We start from the raw sequence: 19,263 nt of genomic DNA, 5'->3' as shown, positions 1-19,263 counted from the left end.
GGTAATAAATATTATGCATCATTTGTATGATTAATCCCTCTTTGGGAAGCGGAATCAATAAAAAATATCTAAAAGCTGGACAAAGAATCAGTGGCACTACCAGAGATACTATTAAAGAAACGATGAGTCTTTTTTTAAAAATACGACTACTTTTTATGTTTGCCCAATTATAAATTACATAACTTAAATAGAAAGATAATGCCAGAATATCTATAAAATATTCATAATAAGAATTAATAATTTTTGAAATATCAAATACAAAAAGAATGATAAAAATTATGCTTCCAGTAAAATAAAACAAAGTTAATTTTTTCAATAGATCTTTATCATCAAAATAAAAAACAGATATGAAATAAGTTAAAAAAAGTGTAACAGAAATAAAAAAATCAATACGGGGAATATTTAAATAGACAAAAGAAAATAAAGCTAATAAAATTCCAATAAATCTAATATTTTTTTCAGATAACCCTTTATACCTAACTGAAAAATTATCCAAAAAATATTTAGCTCCACCAGTTTTTATAGAATGAAGGAGAAGCACTGCTCCTAAAACCATAATAAAAATGCTGATAATTAAAGGGAACAAGGCGGGGGAGACATACCAAACATTTTGTACACCTCCAAAAGTATCCTTCATTGGCATTTTAAAGGTTTCCATAACAACCCAAACACTAAAAAATAAAAGTAAAACGCTGGTGATAAAATCTGCTTTTCGTAATTCTTTCTTCTTCATAATCTAATCTCTAAATCCTACAAATTTTTAATAAGTTCAGGCAGCTAAATAAATATTTTATTCAGCTGCCTTTTTTAAATCAAATATATTTTTGGTAATTCTTAGGGTTTCGGTATCCCTAAAGTAGCTGGATCAACTTTAGCAGCTTGCAAATCCCAAAGAGTCCAGGCAAATAATGATTCAAGTTTATTAAATATTTCTACTCCTTCGCTTCCAGTTGCACCAGATACAACATAATAATTATCTTCAGCCCATTTTACAAAAGTATCTGTCATAAGTGCTTTGTCGAATGCATCTATTAATACAGCTTTAATATCATCTGGTGCATCCGCTTTTATTGCAAAGCCAATAGCCTGTGAAATAGGCAAATATTCTGAAAGTCCAGGATAAGAATCAAAAGCAGAAGGTAAGGTTTCTCCAGCCAAAACAAATGATTCAGGAATTAATACTGCTAAGGGTCTTAATTGACCTCCGCGAATTAATTGAGCTTGTTCTGCAACTGAGGTAACTACTACAGAAACTTCACCAGTCATAGCAGCATTCTGGGCAGGAGCAGACCCTGTATAAGGGATATAATTAAATTTCGCACCTGAACCATCTTCTAATGCAAGAAGATTTAAATGGTGTATAGAGCCAGCAGCACTAGCACCGGCTCTGATCGTTCCGGGATCAGTTTTAGCAGCTTCAATCAAATCTTTTAATGTCATATAGGGAGTATTCGCAGAAACAGAAACAACATCCGGTGAGCCACCAATGATAAAATACCCCCAGACGTTCATTCTTTTATCAAAACCTCCCTGTACTCCAGCAGTTACACAAGACTCCGAAAGACCACAAAGAGTATAACCATCAGAAGGTTGTGAATAAGCATAATTCATCCCTACAGAACCACCTGCTCCACCGGTTTTATTGACAACATTAATATTCACGCCTAATATTTTAGCCATTTCCGCCATAACAACTCGGTTACAAGCATCGGTCCCACCGCCAGCACTCCATACTAATACATTTGTGATATTTCTTTCAGGATAAGAAGCACTTGCAAAAAGCACAAAACTCATACAAACACATAATGTAACAACAATCAATAAAAATAATTTTTTCATAATAATCCTCCAATAATTTTTTATAAACTTTCTTTCTTATTTATAATTGTAATACTCTTTTTTATCGCCTCTTTTCATCCCCCCTTTCTTTCTTTTTCTTTATACTAATCTTGGAGAAAAATAATTTTAAGGTCGGTTACACTTTTGAGGAATATTTATTTTTATTTTAAGTTATTTTTATAGATATTGTATACAATATATGTATAGCATATTTTTTTTAACCTGTCAATGAATTATTTGAGTCCCCTTACCAACAAATAAAAAATGTGCTGGCAAAAACCTGAAAAGTAAGAAAAATTTATTTATATCTATAGAGTTTTTAATAATCATTAATAGATGAGCAATTTAGGGGTTTAAAGGAAAATTTGAAACAATTTTTATGTCGTATTTTTAAGTTAAGGTATAATCTAACCCTTGATACCCGATCGGGTAAGACTCTTTACGAAAATAGATTGAAGCACGAAAAATACTATTAATGTAGGTACTACTGCGGAAACTGTTCCGGCCATGATTACCCCCCAGTCGCTTGCTGCTTCAGAGTCAATCAACATCTTTACTCCAACCTGAACGGTCTTCATTTTATCTTCCATGGTAATGATAAGAGGCCAGAGATAAAGATTCCAGGCATAAATAAAATTAATAATTGATACACCGACCAACATAGACTTGGAAAGAGGGAGTAGAATTTTTAGAAAATATGCTATGGGTCCAGCACCGTCAATTCTTGCTGAATCCTCAAGTTCTTTGGGAATCATCATAAAATGCTGTCTCAGCAAAAAAGTATTGGTAGCACTTGCCATAAAAGGGATAGTCAAAGCCCAATAAGTATTGACCCATCCAAACTTTACCATTAAGGAAAATAGGGGTACAATCATAATTATTTCAGCCGGTAAAAATAAAGTGGCAAATAAAAAAGCAAAGGAAAAGCTTTTGCCAAAAAAGTTAAAATTAGCATAGGCATATCCGGCGAGAGCACCGGTTACCAGTTTCCCTATAGTAATCATCACTGCTACTATGGTACTATTCAGAAATAGCCTGAAAAATGGGACCCTTTGAAAAGCGGTAATATAATTTTGTAAGTGGAATCCTTGAGGAAGAATTTTCGGAGGAAAGGAAAAAACAGCAAAGGGAGGCTGTATACTCATCGTCAATGCAAGGATTAAGGGTAATATAAATACAAGAGAAACAATGATTAATATTGCTTCGGATAAAATAATATCTGTTCGTTTTTGAGTAGATATTTTCATCTACTATCTCCTTATTGATAATGAACACGCCGTTCGCCGAATTTAAAATAGATTAAAGTAACTACGATCATTATAGCAATCATAATGACACTTTGAGCTGAAGCAATTCCTGGTTTTTGGAAATAAAAAGCATCTAAATATAGTCTATAAATCATATTGGTAGTATATTGACCTGGTCCTCCTTTGGTCATAACATCGATGATAGCAAAAGAAGAAAACATCATAGTCACTATATTCATAATGACCAAATAAAAAGTAATGGGAGAAACCAGGGGGAAAATTATTTTCCAGGTCTTATTTAATACGCTGGCTCCTTCAATGGTGGCTGATTCCAGAATCTCTTCCGGTACATCCTGAATGCTGGCAATGTAAAAGATCATATTGAAAGGTAGTGTTTTCCAAACTGAAGCAAATACTACGGCATAAAAAGCAAAAGGTTTAGAGGTTAACCATTCCACTTGGATCCCAAAAAGAACCTGAAAGAAATAGCTTACATGGCCTACTATTGGATTTAACAAAAAAGTCCACAAAGCTCCAGCGATAGCCGGAGAAATAGCATAAGGAACAAAGATCAAAGTTCTAAATAGTTTTACTCCGGGAATCTTCTTAACTAGAAGAAGAGCAATTAAAAAGGATAAAATAATGGCAACGCCCACTGTAACTGTAACATATAGAATGGTAAACCTGACTGAGTAAAGATAATCAGCATTAGAAAAAAGTTTTAAAAAATTAGTCAAACCAATATAACTCGTTCCTCTACCAAAGGGCAGTATTCTTTGCATGCTCGCTTTTATCGAATACTCAGCAGGTATGTAAATAAATAAGACAATAATTATAAAAGTGGGAATCAATAATAAATAGGGAACCCATTTTCGCATTTTTATGCCCTCAATAATTTAAGTAAATATAACTTATTATATTACAATGTGGAATTCAAAGTAAGGGAGGCGGTATATTTTTTACCGCCTCCAAAGAAATTAAATATTACAATCCCTCATAGTTTCTAATCGCTTCGGTTGCTTCTTTTTCAGCAGCTGCCAAGGCTTCTGCAGGGGTCAAACTACCCGAGAGCATCTTTTCCACATTTGATGCAACAATAGATCTCATCTCGGCAAAGGCACCGATAATTGCTCCATTGGTGTTATAATTCTGAGTGGAAAGCAGAAGTTGCAATATAGCAGTCAGATTATGTGGAGACTCCGCATAATAACCCTGAGCCAGCAAACCTTCTATAGCATCTTTCCTTACCGGGAAATAACCGGTTCCGGTATGCCACTTTATCTGTTGCGAAGCCTCAGCCATATATTTTACAAATTCCCAGGCTGCATCAGTCTCATTTTGGGGATGACCGCCAATTAGCCAGAGACTACCTCCTCCAATGACTACTCCGCCAGCTTCCGCACCTGCTGGAGAAGGAATAAACGCACTGCCTAGCTCAAAATTATTTTCTTCTGCAGATTTAACCATAAGGGCAACATCGGAAGTCGAGGTAATCAACATTGCTACTTTCTGAGAGATAAAGAGATTTCTCGCTCCGGTCCAATCTTCAAGCTTGGTATTGATCATATATCCTTTTTTAGTTAGGTCATTCCAAAAAGTAAATACTTTCAAGCCAGCATCTGAATTAAATATGGCTTTGGTTGGTCTTCCGGTTCGGCCATTATCGTTATCAACCAGAGGAGCATTTTGTCTAGCCATAAATTGTTCAAAGAACCAACAGTTAAGACTCCAGCATATAGCAGCCTGCTCTATATTTCCTTTATCATCTTTGATGGTGAGTTTTTCCGCATATTCAAGTAGTTCTTCATAGGTTTTAGGTGGTTTATTGGGATCTAAACCCGCTTTTTCAAATAGAGTTTTATTGTAAAACATAACAGCATTGGAAGAATTAAAGGGCATGCAATAGAGTTTTCCGTTTACTCTGTAATAATTAAGTACCTGGGGCATAAATGCTCCGATATCAAAGGTTGGATCTGCATCAATTAAATCCTGCATAACCAGACCAACTTCTCCGTCGATTAGCATCTGAGTGGCAATATCATATCCCTGTACTACATGGGGAGCAACGTTTGATTGAACGGCGACATTCAGTTTATTGATAGTATCGCCATAACTTCCGGTATATTGTACTTCTACTTCAATATCCGGATTTATCGCCATGAAATCATTGGCCATCTCTTGAAGCAGTTCGATCCTCCATCCGCCCATTGCGTGCCAGAACTGGATTTTAGTCTTTTCGGCAGCCATAGCCGCCGAACTAGCTAATAACACCACAATTAAAAGCGAAACAAAGATTGTCTTTTTCATTTTTTTCCTCCTAAAATATTTTTAAACATTAGGTAATTTCAGCAAACAATTCTTGTGTCAAGTTATGGAAGTTAAAATTCACCTCCTCCCTGATTTAGAGAATTTAACTGGCAGGCAGAACAATGACTTATCTAATAGGTAAAATATTTCTAAGGAAATTAAAGCCTATTTAATATATTTAAGTCATTATACTTATATATTAGATAGGCTTTTCTCTTTATTTCTAGTCATATTTTAAATTCATTTAACATTTTTTTACTTCTTGCTTCGGCTATTTTTATTCTAACGAGATTCATTTTTATTGTCAATTAAAATGCTTTATTGTGTCTTACTTAGAGTAAAATGGCTACATTTATTTTTCCTGTCTCTCCTAATTCGCTGCTTACCAGCTCGCATTTGGTTCTGAAAAGACAAGCAATCTCTCCGGGCACTTTCGGCTTGTATTCAGTTAAGGCGTAATAATTCGCCTGACCTTTGGCAATTATCAAATCGGAAGTCTTGAGTTCCTCTTTTAGTTGGTCAGACATCTCGTGCAGAGAAATACCCAGGGTATCCGGGCCGGCTAAAATAATTTTTGAAGCAGCCTCTTGAAGATCTACCGTTTCTCCGTCTTTGATTGTAGCATCGCTGGTTATTGCTCCTCCTCTTAAAGCAGAGGTTACAATAGCCCCGTAACCTATAAGTTCTTTGATCAACAGTTTATCAAAAGCAATTTCACCAACGTTATCATGGATATAAAGTATTTTGGGAGCACTTTTAGCTATTTGGAAAATGTCAGCCCTCTGGTCAATTTTTAATCCCTCCGAAATACAAGACCGAAGCTGTTCTATTATTTCAGCCATCTGAAAACCATAACCGGTTCCTACAGTTCGAAAATCCAAATGATTGCTAGCAATTGACCAATTAACCAAAAACAAAAATCTTTCTGCTTCCTTCAATCCTTCCGCTTCCACAACTATTTCTTTTGCCATTTCCATCCCCAGCTGATTACACTTATCTCTTCTTTCTTTAAAAGGAATTTCTATTCCGGATAACCTCTTTAAGATTCTATGGACTTCGGTAATAAAGTAAGAAGGAATTTTTTCTGTAGAAAACTCCCGAGCTAAGAATTGAAAAGCTTCCCTTAAAATATCCTTTTTGGTTACTTCCTTTATGGGAATCAAATTTAAAGCGCCGCATAAGTCATCTACAATGCACCTCGCGCAGTTTAATTGTGTATGCATCTGGTAATTACTCCTTACTCTTTTTATTTAGCTGTTTGCATTGCAATTCCTTCAACAAAACTTTTCCGCAAAAGAAGAAGGACTACCAGCGGAGGCAGCATAGCAATTACTGTAGCAGCCATAATCACATTCCACTCGGGAGCTATCTGCTCGCTGGCTAATAACATTTTTATACCAATTTGCATAACACGCATATCCTTCGTAGTGGTTATAATTAATGGCCACAGATATTGACTCCACATAAAAATAAATTCTATAACAAATAGAGCTGCGATGTTGGTTTTGGAAATGGGAACCAAAATTTGGAGAAAATAACGCATAGGGCTTGCCCCATCAACCCTGGCAGCATCCGGAAGATCTGCAGGTACAGTCATATAGAACTGCCTAAAAAGAAGCAGTCCCGTTGTGCTGGCAAAAAACGGCACCATAAGAGCATAGTAAGAATTTATCCAGTTAAAAGCAGCCATTAACTGATAAGTTGGAATAATGCGGACGGGAAGAGGGAGCATTTGGGTAATCATACACAGAGAGAACAAAAAACCCTGACCACGAAATTTAAAGTGGGTATAGGCAAAGGCGGCCAACAATGCCAGAATGGTTTTTACTATGGCTACCACTATCGAAATTAACGCACTATTAAAAAAGAGTCGTCCAATATTTATCCGCTCCCACGCTTCTTTAAAATTATTCATAAATTGGTTTCCTGGAAGAAGTTTTGGTGGATATTGGTAGGACTCCTGGAAACTTAAAGTACTGGTAATTATGGCGAAAAACACGGGAAAAACCAGGACTACAATCAACAAAATAAGTACCGTATGAATAATAATACTATATCGAGATTTTCTGGTCATTTTTGACATAAACTACTCCTTACCGAAAATAAATAGCTTTTCTAGTCACTATTCTTAATTGAACAATGGCTACCACAGAAATTACAAAAAATATCATAAATGATTGAGCTGAAGCAAATCCGGTATTTAGATGAATAAAGCCGTCACGATACAACTTATATACCAGAAGTTCGGTAGCATTCCCAGGCCCACCGTGTGTCATAATATCTATTAATCCAAAAACCTGGAAAAAAGCATAAAGCATATTAACAAATAATAAAAAGCTGGTGGTGGGCGAAAGCAGGGGAAAAGTTATGCGCCAAAATGCTTTCCAGGAACTTGCGCCATCTATCTGAGCGGCCTCCAAAAATTCACCTGGCACGTTTTGTAAACCAGCTAAAAAAAATATAATATTGTACCCTAACATTTTCCAGGTAGCGGCAAGCGCTACTATAAACAAGGCTAACTGGCCATTGGTCATCCAATTCATCATATATCCCCCTGTTAGTTTAGAGATTATATAGGTAATAAGACCGGTTGATGGTGCAAACATTGAAGCCCATATTACTCCAGCAACTGTCGGAGAGATAGCGTAAGTCCAGATAAGGGCAACTTGATAGAATCCTACTCCCCTGATTTTCTGATTCAAAAGTTGAGCAATTGCCAGCGAAATAGAAAGTCCTACTATAATCACAAAAGCAGAAAATTTAAAAGTAGTAACCACACTGCTCCTATAATCTGGCGAAGAAAATAAACGAATATAATTGCGAAGTCCTACAAAAATAGTATTCGTACCAAACGGTGTTGAAACAAAAAAAGATTCATAAATACTTTGGCCAAAAGGACCGATTAAAAAGATAAAAATAACCGCAATAGAGGGAGCAATAAGCAAGTAAGGTAAAAATTTATGTCCGGGAAATTTATCTTCGTGCATTCTTTCTCCTTTTAATATTTTACAAGAATTCAATAATACAGGGGCAAGCTTTGCGCTTGCCCCTAAAATACTATTATCTACTTCTTTGATTTATTATTTACCGTAAAGTTCTGCGTAATCTTTTAATAATAGGTTCATTTTTTCTTCAGCTTCGTTTAAAGCCTCTTGTGGAGAAAGTTGACCGGAAAGTGATTTTTCCAGACTGGATACAAAAATTTCTCTCATTGCCACAAAAGGTCCTAAGCGGACTCCAGTCGATGCTGCAGTATCTCTTTTTCCGGAAAGAATCTGAAGGAAAGCGGTAAGGAAAGCTTGGTCTGCAGAGAACCAACCCTCATCCAAAAGATCTTTAAGTGCGGCTACGCTCACTGGAAAGTATCCGGTGCCTTTGTGCCACTTGATAGCATTTTCTTTTTGGCCAAGAAACTTAAGGAATTCCCAAACACCGCGAAGCTCTTCCTCACTTTGTCCTTTGGTAACCCAAAGGCTTCCGCCTCCGATAATAGAATTTCCTATTGGATACCCCTCGAAACGGGGATAGAAGCTGGTGCCCACTTCAAATTGAGCGGCTTTTATAATACCTGCAAGCGAAGAAGTTGATTGAATAAGCATGGCGATCTGGCCAGAATTAAAAGCTGAATTCGCTGAGTATTCTGCTCCACCAAAGATATAAATTCCTTTCTTGTGCAGCCTTGTCCAAGTATCAAAAACCATGAGACCAAAATCATCGTTAAAGACCACTTTTTTCGCTAATCCAGACCGTCCGTTATCATTATCTGCATAAAGGTGGTCATGAATAGCCAGTGCTTGTTCGAAAATCCAATCTGGCCAACCAGTGGAATAGACATGGTCAACTAAGCCGCTTGCCAGTAATTTGTCTCCATATTCTTCCATCTCTTTCCAGGTTGTGGGTGGTTTATTCGGATCAAGACCAGCCGCCTTGAAAAGATCTTTATTATAATACAGCATAGCAGTAGAGGAGTTGAAAGGCATAGACCAAAGCTTCCCTTCAACTGAATAGTAATTAGTAATAGGGATTACATATTGTGCCCAATCCCAGGTTTCTCCCAACATTCCAGGTATTTCATAGACAGGAGTAATGGCACCACTATCAATCATAGTCTGAGTTCCTACTTCATAAACTTGAACAATGTTTGGTCCTGTTTTGGAAGGGAATGCTGCAACATATTTAGTTAGTGTTTCCGCATAGGATCCGGTGAACAATGGTTTAACTACATAATCTGGTTGGCTGATATTAAAATCTTCGATAATTGACTCTAAGACCCCAAGACGTGATCCACTCATTGCATGCCAGAAAGTGATGGTTACCGGTTCTGCCATAGCAGCTCCTGCTGATAATAGTAAACATAGAGCTAAAACTATTATTATTAAAAAACTCTTTTTCGCATTCATAGTTAAATAACAACCTCCTTAATATTTTGATATTTTACTAATTGATACACTTTCTATTGATCCTATAAATCACCCCCCCCTATACAATTAAGTGCCCGTGCATAATTACTATTTTCAAGATCACTCAAGGGCAGAGAAATTAAAACTACCACAATTCTTTTTTACTGGTAGATACGGCTAAGACTCCTCTTTGTAATAATTTCTCTATCTCAACTTTATCAGAAATTAAACCGCCGGCAATAACTGGACAGAGAAAATCCGTGAAAATATTCTCGATAAAATAAGGAGCAGCTATTCCAGGTAAAATTTCCACTGCATCAGGCTGGTTATTTTTTAATAATTGTTCTCCGGTTTTTAAAGCAGCGGAATCAAGTAAAAAAAGACGTTGAATGGCAATAAGACCTTCCTTTTTTGCAATACTAATAAGGTTGCTTTTAGTGGTAACGATACCATGACAAAGTTCTTTCCTGGCCAAATATATTATCCCTTCCCTGTCTCTGCCGATTCCTTTAATCAAATCGATATGTAAAAAAATAAATTTATTGTGTTTTTTGCATTTTTTCATAATTTGGGGAAGATTAAATATGTCCCCGTGAAGAATAAAAAGAGCGACTGCCTGTGTGTTTAGAGCATAATCTAAATCTGCATCATTCCTTATAGAAGCAATGATTGGGTGTTCTCTAAAATATTCTTTAAGGTTCTGCTGCATTTATAGTTATCCCCGAAAGTTATGATTTATACAAATAGGAAATATCAGTGTTAAATCACTATAAAAATAATAACACATATAACGGGCACCTTTCAAAATTTTTTACCAATACAAAACTCGCATCAAATATTCTGCTAAGAAAAGATAAAAAGGAAATTAGAGAAAAATCTAACATTTACCTTAAAGAAGGGATTTAGAATTTACTTTCTTCACTTCTCTGGTAGCAAGCAAGCTTACCCCTGTCCCTATTAGATTGTCTTTAATTACCTGGCCTATTTTCACCGGAGCATTAACTTCAATTTTTGCAATTTCGATCATCGCTTCCGATAATAGTTTTTTAGGGATTGCCTTTTCCGTCTTTATCGACACCAAAGGCAACTCACCGTCAATCACTTTAACTGTGGTGGTTAAGATCCTTAATGGATTGACAGATTCTTCTTGGGCATATTTAATTCCTTTGGGGCAAGCATTACCCCCAATAGAAGCAATTTTTCCATCTTTACTCTGGATAGTTATTCTACAACCCAGGGGGCAGTTTACACATACTATCTTATTTTGCTCCATCCTCTTTGCCCCCTAATCCTTTTTAACCGAGATGGTTATATTTTTTAATTTATCATCCAATAAAACTTCCGGTAAATAGATGCTCACCATCTCCCCCGGGGTTACTATCCTTTTTTTGTAGGTTTTTAAAACTCTGCCTTGGTTATCTACTAAATTAATGTTTACACTCTCTTCCGGTTTTTTTACCCTCATGAATAATTTTATTTCTTTCCGTTTCGGAACAAGAAAGTCTATATGCTGAGGGACTACATAGCTAATATTTTCTCCAGGAATTATTTTTATCGATCGGGAGTGATATCTTCTCTTTCCTGTTAAGTATTCCTTCACCGCTCTACCCACTATCTCTCCCTCTTCTGAGACATAATCTGCTAAATCATGGACATGTAATACATTCCCACAAGCAAAAATTCCTCCTATTTCTGTCTCTCGGCACTCATTTACTGCAGGGCCTTTAGTTAACGGATCTAATTTAATTCCCGCTTCTATGGTAAGTTCATTTTCCGGAATTAAACCTACAGACAATAGAAGGGTATCGCAGCTTATCGCTTCCTCGGTTCCGGGTATTATATGCAAGTTTTTATCCACCTGAGCGATAACTACCTTTTCTACCCTTTTTTTCCCTTCGATTCGAGTAATAGTATGATTGAATTTTAAAGGGATATCAAAATCATCCAAACACTGAACTTTGTTTCTGATTAAACCGGTAGAAAAAGGCATAATTTCTAAAACTGCTTTAACTCTTGCTCCTTCTAAGGTCATCCTGCGTGCCATTATCATTCCGATATCCCCCGAACCCAGAATGACTACCTCACGACCCGGCATATATCCTTCGATATTAATATATCTCTGGGTTGTACCAGCGTTAAATATTCCGGCCGGCCTGTCCCCGGGAAGAGCAATCGCTTCTCGGCTTCTTTCCCGACAACCCATAGCCAGAACAAGCGTTTTAGTTTGAATATGCAGTAACCCATCCATTCTATTTATAGCCGTAACCTGTTTATCGGTGGTAATCTTTATAACCATCGTCTCTGTTTTTATATCAACTTTATTAACGCTCTGCTGGATAAGCGGGTTAATAAATCTCTCTGCATATTCCGGTCCGGTCAGTTCCTCCTTAAAATACTGTAGACCAAATCCATTATGAATACATTGAGGAAGAATTCCTCCCAGATATTTATCTCTTTCCAGGAGTAAAATATCTTTTACTGTATTTCTTCTGGCTTCCAGAGCAACCGCCAGACCTGCCGGACCCCCTCCGATAATGACTAAATCATACTCCAACTTCATTTAAAAGCTTAACCTCTGTTTCTTTAATATTTTCTTTGGATCTGGCCTTTAAAATTTCTGACCCCGATCCTTTTTTGTTTATTTTTAGGGAAGAGATATTTAATTCTTCTGCTAATATTTTTAAAACTCTGGGACCACAAAAACCGCCCTGGCATCGGCCCATTCCCGCTCTGACCCTTCTTTTGACGGCGTCCAAGCTTCTGGCTGGTACCGGTTGATGGATAGCCTTGAGTATTTCTCCTTTGCTTACCTTTTCACATCGGCAGACAATCTCTCCGTAATTTGCATCTTTTTCTATCATCTTCTGCCATTTATCTGGTTTATCTAAATAATCTGCAAATCTTGGTTGCTCGGACAGGGTTTCTATAAAACCACCCTTGCAATTTAATTCCAATTGAGGAGAAATTTCTTTAACTAATTCTTTTAAAATATTGCATACCCTATCGGCAATGGCGGGAGCAGAACTTAAACCGGGTGATTCGATCCCCACTACATTGATAAAACCTTTTATTTTTTTTGAGGCCTCAATAATAAAGTCATTTCTCCCTTCGATATCAGCTCTTAAGCCGGCAAAAGAGGTCACCGGGTTTTGCTCGACAAGATGAGGAATTAATTTTTTCGCTCCTTCCAATACTTCCTCTATTCCGATTGTGGTAGTAGACAGGTCATCTTTTTCTTTTATCCGATAAGAATTAGGTCCTATTAAAAGATTGCCATGAACCGTGGGAGTCAACAAAATTCCTTTAGACAGTCGGGTAGGAATGGGAAAAAGAATATGATTCACCAGATTTCCCCATTGTTTATCAAATAACTGGTATTCACCTTTTAAAGGCCTTACCTTAAGACTATCACCGACAGTATGGGCAATCTCGTCAGCGTATAATCCAGCAGCATTTATTACCACCCTTGTTTCGATCGTGCCCCGGTTAGTAATTACTCCGCAAACTTGCTGTCCTTCAGTCCTAATTCCCTTCGCTTCTGTCTCTAACCATACTTTAACTCCGTTTATCACCGCAATATCAGCAAGAGCTATAGTAAGTTGATAAGGGGAAATAATCCCGGCGGAAGGGGCATAAAGGGCAAATTTAGCTTGGTGATTTAAATTAGGCTCCAACTCAAATAGTCTATCACCGCTGGCGATTTCTAAATTTTTAAGACTATTCTTTTCTCCTTTGTCTTTTAACTCTTTCAATATCTTAAAATCTTCTTCCGAAAAACCAATTACCAATGACCCGATTCTTTTAAAAGGAATTTTTAGATCTGCGCACAGTTTATCAAATTTTGGATTTGATTTTCTATTAAGTTCACCTTTTAGAGTATTAAAATCATCATTATATCCGGCGTGAATAATACCAGAATTGCTCTTGCTGGTTCCCATGGCTATATCGTCTTCTTTTTCTATTAGAATTATATTAAGCTTAAATCTGGATAGTTCTCGGGCAATAGCTGTGCCAATGACTCCGCCGCCTATAATAACTACATCTGCTTTCATTGAAACTTCCCTCGGCTACATCATAAATAAAAAAACCATTTCACTAACCAGTATATCTGACCAAAATCAGATACAAGGGGCAATGCCCCTCGGTTAATAAAATGGCTCTCTCTAAAATCTCTACCATTTGTATTTATTTTTTTATATTATATCATACGTAATTATCCTTTACAATAATAAATTTACAAATTTATCCTTTCGAGGTATTATATAAAAAGCTTAAACGAAATAGCCCTTAGTAGATGGTGAATGGTTGCTAATATAAACATAAGATATTTAATTAAATTTTTAAACTTAAATATTTTATTTGCGCTATTAAGTGGGATTTCGCTAAGTTTTACAAAAAAGGGAGAGAAATATGTTTTTTATTCTAACCGGCCTAATTGGCGGTCTTGCTCTGTTTTTATATGGAATGCAAATGACCAGTGAAGGCCTAAAAAATACCTTTGGTAATCAATTAAAACAGATTCTAAGCACTCTATCCAAGAATAAATTTATCGCATTATTATCGGGCATTATCCTTACCTTTACTATTCAAAGCAGTACAGCCGCTTCTACTCTATTAGTAAGTCTGGTAAATACCGGAATTATGAGTTTAAGTCAAACTCTGGCTATTTTGCTGGGAACTAGCATGGGAACAACCCTTACCACTCAGATAATAGCCTTTAAAGTATCCGATTACGCCCTTTTAATAATTGTTTTAGGATTTGGTCTAAAGCTTTTAGGAAAAAAAAGAAAACAGAGATTTATAGGAAATATCCTGCTGGGGGTAGGTTTCATCTTTTTAGGAATGAAGGTAATGTCCGAATCAGTTTCCCCTCTCAAAGATCATATTCTCTTTAAAGAAATTTTAATTAATTTAGAACATGTTCCTTTATTGGCTCTGCTCGCCTCTGCCGTATTTACCGGTTTAATCCAAAGCAGTACGGCTACCATGGGTTTAACCATTTCCCTGGCTATGCAAGGTTTAATTTCATTAAACCTGGCAGTTCCTATAATCTTGGGATCGCATTTAGGTTCCTGTTCCACCGTTCTTTTTGCAGGCATTGGAGCCTCCAAAAGCGCAAAAAGGGTAACCTTGGCAAATTTATTATTTAAACTGGTAGGAGTTATTATATTTTTCTTTCTTGTTCCTTCAATAATTTTTTTAGTGCAGAAATCTTCGGTAAACTTTCCCCGACAAATTGCTAATGCTCATGCCATAATCATTGTAGGCAATGCTTTGCTTTTCCTTCCTTTTACGGAAAGATTTGCCAAATTTTTAGAGAAGATTATCCCCAAAACAGAAGAAGCGGAGTCCTTACAAAAACCAAAATTCTTGGATTCGGGTGCTCTTAACACCCCGGAGATAGCCTTCTATCTGGCCAGCAAAGAGGTATTAAGAATTTCTAATGCTGTAGAAGAGATGGTATTAGATATTATGCAAGTCTTTACTAATAATGATGAAAAACTGCTGGATAAAATAAGCACACAAGATATGATTGTAGATAATCTCTCCCGAGAAATAACCCGGTATTTAACCAAGACAAGCTTTGAAACCCTTTCTGAAGGACATTCTAAAGAGGTATTTAGATTATTGTATATTGTCGATGATCTGGAACATATAGGAGACTTGATCGATAAAAATTTGATTCCCTTGATAGAAAAAAAGATAGACCAAAGCCTGGTGTTTTCCGAAAAGGGAACAGAAGAGATTAAAAATATGCATAAGGACGTTTATAATAATCTTCGAAATGCCATCGGGGCTTTTGCTCTCCAGGATCAAAGAATGGCTCAAAAAGTAATCGATCAAAAAGAATACATCGATTCCCTGGAAATAACCTTGCGCAAGACTCATATCAACCGATTAAATGTAGGAATAGAGCTTTCTCAAAAGACAAGTGGTGTTCATTTGGACCTGATTAATGTCTTAAAAAGAATAAATGATCATTCTTTCTCAATCGCCCGAGCGGTAGTAGGAGAGATATAAACTAGTATATAGTATCGCGTATCGAGTATCGCGTTAAGAAAATCATAATTCAGGAGTGAAGATACAATTTCATTGTAAAAGGGTTTCCGGTTAGTATAATTTATAAAGATAGAAACCGTACTTTTGGTAATTATCTGGATGACCCGAAAAAAAGGTTAGATTTTTACCGCAAAATTATTGATAGTGAGGTGAAAAATGCTTAATATATTAGCAGTAGGCCCACATCCCGATGATGTGGAATTGGGGATGGGAGGTTCTATATTAAAATTTACCGAAGCCAACCATAGAGTGACTATCGTAGATTTAACCGATGGCGAGCCTACGCCCCATGGAAACCCGGAGGCTAGAAAAAAAGAGAGTGTAAAATCAAGTAGGATATTGGGGATAGAGGAAAGAATTACTCTTGATTTTCCTAATCGATATCTTCAGGATGAAATAGATTTCCGTCAGGAATTAGCTGAAATTATCAGAAAACTTCAGCCAGACATCCTTTTTGCTCCTTACTGGATAGATGCTCATCCTGACCATATAACTGCTTCCAAGATTTGTGATGCTGCCCGTTTTTACGGAAAATTCACTAAAACTGAAATGCAGGGCAAACCTTTTTATGTCAAGAAAATATATTATTATATTGCTTCTCATCTCAAGATACATTTCAAACCCTCTTTTATTATGGATATTAGTAAAGAGTTGGGAATGAAAATAGAATCTATTAAGTCCTACGAATCTCAATTTGGACCATCACCTGAAGGGCATCAGTTATTTGAATGGGTGTTAAACTCTAACCGTTACTGGGGAAATCTTATTGGCACAGAATTTGCCGAACCTTTTATCTCTAAAGAAGAGATAGGCATTAAGGACATAGAGGTGCTTTTATAAATGGAAAGGCCGTTTTTTAAATTTCCCCAAAATAAAACGGACTCGTAAAATCTCCTCTTCTGGATTTGGGGAAAGAGAGAACAGAGGAGAAAAGTTTTTGTTCTAAGAGAAAAAAGGGGGAATTATCTTTATGATGATTCTCACGGTAAAATATTTCTGCTAAAAACAGTCGGATTAAAATCTTTGTATTCCTTAAAGGCCGTCCTTAAAGAACGGGTATTGAAAATAAGACCCAAAGCCCTTCTCTTAACTTTATATAATCGTATATTGATTTCTGATCTTTTTATTCACGGAATGGGAGGAGCAAAATACGACCTAGTAACCAACTAAAGTACATGCCTTCAGAGAATTACCCTATTGTTCTTTCTCGGCAAAAAAATTACAGAATCTCTTAAATGACCAATGCCCTCTACCCTCCACCGATAATCGGAAATAGTTTAACCTCAGTAGATTTAGTGAGCAGACAATCTTCTTTTACCATTAAATCTCCTACTTTAATGAAAAAGACATCAGCAGAAGAAATTTTAGTATCTTTTAATACTTGACGAATAGTTACCGGTTTGGGATAGTTTAATTCTAAGACATTAAAGGAGTATTTGTATTTTAAGTACCCCTCCAGCTTAATACTTATCTTCATAGTTTGACCTCATCAATGAGCCAATTTAGTCCTAATTCGATGAGTTTGGCAGGGGTAGGGATTCCGGTGTCTAGATTCCAACCCATCAGCTCGTAGCGTAGTTTTATAGCTTTTTCAAAATCCTTTTTATTAATTGCTCCTTGGCCACCTAAGGGACCACCTTTGAAGTCATGATAGAAAACCTCGGGCAGAGTATCATCCTTAAAAGTAAACCCTTCTCGGTAGTTAAAGATGCGGGCCATATTGATAGAGCGTTCTCCTAATTTCATTAATTCAAACCAGGTAGTGTTCCAACCGGTAGTAGCGCGGATAATCTCCAATAATTCCCGCATGGTCCCAACACTGCGGGGAACATAACCAAAATCGCATATTCCCAAAATATCAAAAAGAGTCCAGTAGATATCTAATAATTTAAATAGAGTTACTTTTTTTTGCCCTATATCTGTAGGAGACACGGGTTCTAAGATACCCAACCCTTTCATCTCCTTTACCCCGACAGAATCTTGGTCTTTGAAGAAAGAATCATGAGGAGCCTTCATATGGTCTGCCCCGTAGTCAGAGAGGGCATATTGGAGACCTACGCCGGTCTTTACTCGAGGATCATGCATGGGAATTTCTTGGCCTTTTACCTGATAGATAAATTTTTCTGCACCTTTACCTATTTTTTGAGCAGCAAGGTAGGAACCCTGGGAGAGGAGGTCTCCCAGCCCTTCCCGGTGGGCAATCTTTTCTACTAGAATAAGGAGGGCTTCCTTATTGCCAAAAGTAAGTTCTATCCCGTCAGTATCTTCTTTAGTGAGGAGACCTTCTTCATAACACTGCATAGCAAAGGCAATGACCATACCGGTAGAGATGGTATCCATGGTGTATTTATTACAAAGCTCATTGGCTTTAGCGATGTATCTTAAATCAGAAATACCACAAAGAGAGCCTAAAGAGACGATGGTTTCATATTCCGGACCTCCATAGGCAGGATTAACTTTAAGTCCTGGTTCATTGATTTCTACTACCCGTTTACAGCGGATGGGACAAGCATAACAACCTTTAGTATCTTTTAATATGGTTGTATTTAAGGCTTCGGCAGTCAGATTTTCTCCTTCTTTGAAATAGCCGGTCGTCCAGTTATAGGAAGGGAGACAGCCTGCTTGGTAGGTGGGGCGAATGACCCCCGGGGTACCTAGTTCCCGTAGATCTCGGCTTAGGGGATTAACCATAACTCTTTGGGTAATCTCTTTGGTTACCTGACTGACTTTCTCTTTATCATAGAGGTCCATAGATTTAGTTCCTCTGACGGCAATGGCCTTCAATTTTTTGGAGCCCATCACCGCTCCCAGGCCATTTCTGCCGTTAAAGTGTTTCAGTTCATTGACAATATTAGCAAAACGGACCAGGTTCTCGCCGGCTGGGCCGATCTGGGAAATCCTGATCTTTTCATCCGCTAACTCTTCTTTGATGATTTTCTGGGTAGTTCCAGTATCTTTACCCCAGAGATGGGCAGCCTCTTTGAACTCTATCTTGCCCTCATTGATCCATAAGTAAGTAGGAGTCTCAGAAGCGCCTTTTATAATCAGGGCATCAAAGCCAGCTTTCTTCAGTTCGGGTCCCCACCAACCTCCAGCTTCCGCTTCTCCCTGCGCACCGGTTAAAGGAGATTTGGCGCAAACAGCATAACGAGGCATAGCCGGGGCAGGGACGCCAGTTAGAACCCCGGGGGCAAAGATAAGTAGATTATTAGGAGACAAAGGATCAGTTTTGGGTTTCATCTGTTTTAACATATAATAGAGCCCAAGAGCTCGCCCCCCCCAGTAGGTCCTATAAAAATTCTCTTCTGGATGTTCTATCCAATATTTTTTTGAACTTAAATCTATATGAAGTATATTTCCAGTATAACCATAAGCCATGATCAGTACTCCTTCCTTGTAGTTTATTTACC

At 37.1% G+C, this 19,263-nt stretch carries 17 protein-coding genes; 2 read left to right on the top strand and 15 right to left on the bottom strand.

The window, feature by feature from the left end; translation table 11 throughout:
* From ENO17_00315 to ENO17_00255, 13 genes are all read right to left on the bottom strand, one after another.
* On the bottom strand, positions 1-733 hold a 733-nt coding region (locus ENO17_00315), incomplete at its 3' end, for a hypothetical protein (protein HER23499.1).
* Between the two features lie 101 nt (positions 734-834).
* Positions 835-1,839 carry a tripartite tricarboxylate transporter substrate binding protein gene (locus tag ENO17_00310; GenBank protein ID HER23498.1) on the bottom strand — a complete coding sequence of 335 codons (1,005 nt, stop codon included), beginning with the start codon at positions 1,837-1,839 and terminating at the stop codon, positions 835-837.
* Positions 1,840-2,246: 407 nt separating this feature from the next.
* Positions 2,247-3,086, bottom strand: a complete 840-nt coding sequence (locus tag ENO17_00305) for a carbohydrate ABC transporter permease (protein ID HER23497.1) — start codon at positions 3,084-3,086, stop codon at positions 2,247-2,249.
* Positions 3,087-3,097: 11 nt separating this feature from the next.
* Positions 3,098-3,964, bottom strand: a complete 867-nt coding sequence (locus ENO17_00300; protein ID HER23496.1) for a sugar ABC transporter permease — start codon at positions 3,962-3,964, stop codon at positions 3,098-3,100.
* Positions 3,965-4,070: 106 nt separating this feature from the next.
* Positions 4,071-5,393, bottom strand: coding sequence for an ABC transporter substrate-binding protein (locus ENO17_00295; GenBank protein HER23495.1), 1,323 nt, complete (start codon positions 5,391-5,393; stop codon positions 4,071-4,073).
* 332 nt (positions 5,394-5,725) lie between these two features.
* A complete protein-coding gene (locus ENO17_00290; protein HER23494.1) occupies positions 5,726-6,616 on the bottom strand; it encodes a DUF89 family protein in 891 nt (296 codons plus the stop codon).
* Between the two features lie 23 nt (positions 6,617-6,639).
* Positions 6,640-7,467 (bottom strand): ABC transporter permease subunit, encoded by an 828-nt coding sequence (locus tag ENO17_00285; protein HER23493.1) that lies wholly within the window; start codon positions 7,465-7,467, stop codon positions 6,640-6,642.
* A gap of 19 nt (positions 7,468-7,486) precedes the next feature.
* A complete protein-coding gene (locus tag ENO17_00280) occupies positions 7,487-8,380 on the bottom strand; it encodes a sugar ABC transporter permease (protein HER23492.1) in 894 nt (297 codons plus the stop codon).
* A gap of 93 nt (positions 8,381-8,473) precedes the next feature.
* A complete protein-coding gene (locus ENO17_00275) occupies positions 8,474-9,793 on the bottom strand; it encodes an ABC transporter substrate-binding protein (protein HER23491.1) in 1,320 nt (439 codons plus the stop codon).
* A gap of 145 nt (positions 9,794-9,938) precedes the next feature.
* Positions 9,939-10,502 carry a glycerol-3-phosphate responsive antiterminator gene (locus ENO17_00270; protein ID HER23490.1) on the bottom strand — a complete coding sequence of 188 codons (564 nt, stop codon included), beginning with the start codon at positions 10,500-10,502 and terminating at the stop codon, positions 9,939-9,941.
* 180 nt (positions 10,503-10,682) lie between these two features.
* Positions 10,683-11,066 carry a DUF1667 domain-containing protein gene (locus tag ENO17_00265; protein ID HER23489.1) on the bottom strand — a complete coding sequence of 128 codons (384 nt, stop codon included), beginning with the start codon at positions 11,064-11,066 and terminating at the stop codon, positions 10,683-10,685.
* 12 nt (positions 11,067-11,078) lie between these two features.
* The gene (locus tag ENO17_00260; GenBank protein ID HER23488.1) at positions 11,079-12,353 is read right to left on the bottom strand and encodes a pyridine nucleotide-disulfide oxidoreductase; all 1,275 of its coding nucleotides are present in this window, start codon (positions 12,351-12,353) and stop codon (positions 11,079-11,081) included.
* Positions 12,337-13,845: an FAD/NAD(P)-binding oxidoreductase gene (locus ENO17_00255; GenBank protein ID HER23487.1), complete on the bottom strand. Its 1,509-nt coding sequence runs from the start codon at positions 13,843-13,845 to the stop codon at positions 12,337-12,339. The genes ENO17_00260 and ENO17_00255 overlap by 17 nt, the downstream gene beginning before the upstream one ends.
* A 358-nt stretch (positions 13,846-14,203) precedes the next feature.
* On the opposite strand from ENO17_00255, the gene ENO17_00250 reads away from it, so the two are divergent.
* Positions 14,204-15,814: a Na/Pi cotransporter family protein gene (locus tag ENO17_00250; GenBank protein ID HER23486.1), complete on the top strand. Its 1,611-nt coding sequence runs from the start codon at positions 14,204-14,206 to the stop codon at positions 15,812-15,814.
* Between the two features lie 195 nt (positions 15,815-16,009).
* The gene (bshB1, locus tag ENO17_00245; protein HER23485.1) at positions 16,010-16,693 is read left to right on the top strand and encodes a bacillithiol biosynthesis deacetylase BshB1; all 684 of its coding nucleotides are present in this window, start codon (positions 16,010-16,012) and stop codon (positions 16,691-16,693) included.
* A gap of 409 nt (positions 16,694-17,102) precedes the next feature.
* Here bshB1 and ENO17_00240 read toward each other — a convergent pair whose 3' ends face one another.
* Both ENO17_00240 and ENO17_00235 read right to left on the bottom strand, forming a co-directional pair.
* A complete protein-coding gene (locus tag ENO17_00240; protein HER23484.1) occupies positions 17,103-17,330 on the bottom strand; it encodes a hypothetical protein in 228 nt (75 codons plus the stop codon).
* A complete protein-coding gene (locus tag ENO17_00235; GenBank protein ID HER23483.1) occupies positions 17,327-19,231 on the bottom strand; it encodes an aldehyde ferredoxin oxidoreductase in 1,905 nt (634 codons plus the stop codon). The genes ENO17_00240 and ENO17_00235 overlap by 4 nt, the downstream gene beginning before the upstream one ends.
* Positions 19,232-19,263 lie beyond the last annotated feature (32 nt).

The organism is Candidatus Atribacteria bacterium (assembly GCA_011056645.1).
GTDB lineage: Bacteria > Atribacterota > Phoenicimicrobiia > Phoenicimicrobiales > Phoenicimicrobiaceae > Sediminicultor > Sediminicultor quartus.
This window is presented reverse-complemented; position numbering and strand designations above follow the sequence as displayed.

What these genes read in the sequence shown, in the direction of transcription:
- ENO17_00310 (HER23498.1), bottom strand. Translation starts at nt 1,839, where the DNA reads ATGAAAAAATTATTTTTATTGATTGTTGTTACATTATGTGTTTGTATG.
- ENO17_00305 (HER23497.1), bottom strand. Translation starts at nt 3,086, where the DNA reads ATGAAAATATCTACTCAAAAACGAACAGATATTATTTTATCCGAAGCA.
- ENO17_00300 (HER23496.1), bottom strand. Translation starts at nt 3,964, where the DNA reads ATGCGAAAATGGGTTCCCTATTTATTATTGATTCCCACTTTTATAATT.
- ENO17_00295 (HER23495.1), bottom strand. Translation starts at nt 5,393, where the DNA reads ATGAAAAAGACAATCTTTGTTTCGCTTTTAATTGTGGTGTTATTAGCT.
- ENO17_00290 (HER23494.1), bottom strand. Translation starts at nt 6,616, where the DNA reads ATGCATACACAATTAAACTGCGCGAGGTGCATTGTAGATGACTTATGC.
- ENO17_00285 (HER23493.1), bottom strand. Translation starts at nt 7,467, where the DNA reads ATGACCAGAAAATCTCGATATAGTATTATTATTCATACGGTACTTATT.
- ENO17_00280 (HER23492.1), bottom strand. Translation starts at nt 8,380, where the DNA reads ATGCACGAAGATAAATTTCCCGGACATAAATTTTTACCTTACTTGCTT.
- ENO17_00275 (HER23491.1), bottom strand. Translation starts at nt 9,793, where the DNA reads ATGAATGCGAAAAAGAGTTTTTTAATAATAATAGTTTTAGCTCTATGT.
- ENO17_00270 (HER23490.1), bottom strand. Translation starts at nt 10,502, where the DNA reads ATGCAGCAGAACCTTAAAGAATATTTTAGAGAACACCCAATCATTGCT.
- ENO17_00265 (HER23489.1), bottom strand. Translation starts at nt 11,066, where the DNA reads ATGGAGCAAAATAAGATAGTATGTGTAAACTGCCCCCTGGGTTGTAGA.
- ENO17_00260 (HER23488.1), bottom strand. Translation starts at nt 12,353, where the DNA reads ATGAAGTTGGAGTATGATTTAGTCATTATCGGAGGGGGTCCGGCAGGT.
- ENO17_00255 (HER23487.1), bottom strand. Translation starts at nt 13,845, where the DNA reads ATGAAAGCAGATGTAGTTATTATAGGCGGCGGAGTCATTGGCACAGCT.
- ENO17_00250 (HER23486.1), top strand. Translation starts at nt 14,204, where the DNA reads ATGTTTTTTATTCTAACCGGCCTAATTGGCGGTCTTGCTCTGTTTTTA.
- bshB1 (HER23485.1), top strand. Translation starts at nt 16,010, where the DNA reads ATGCTTAATATATTAGCAGTAGGCCCACATCCCGATGATGTGGAATTG.
- ENO17_00240 (HER23484.1), bottom strand. Translation starts at nt 17,330, where the DNA reads ATGAAGATAAGTATTAAGCTGGAGGGGTACTTAAAATACAAATACTCC.
- ENO17_00235 (HER23483.1), bottom strand. Translation starts at nt 19,231, where the DNA reads ATGGCTTATGGTTATACTGGAAATATACTTCATATAGATTTAAGTTCA.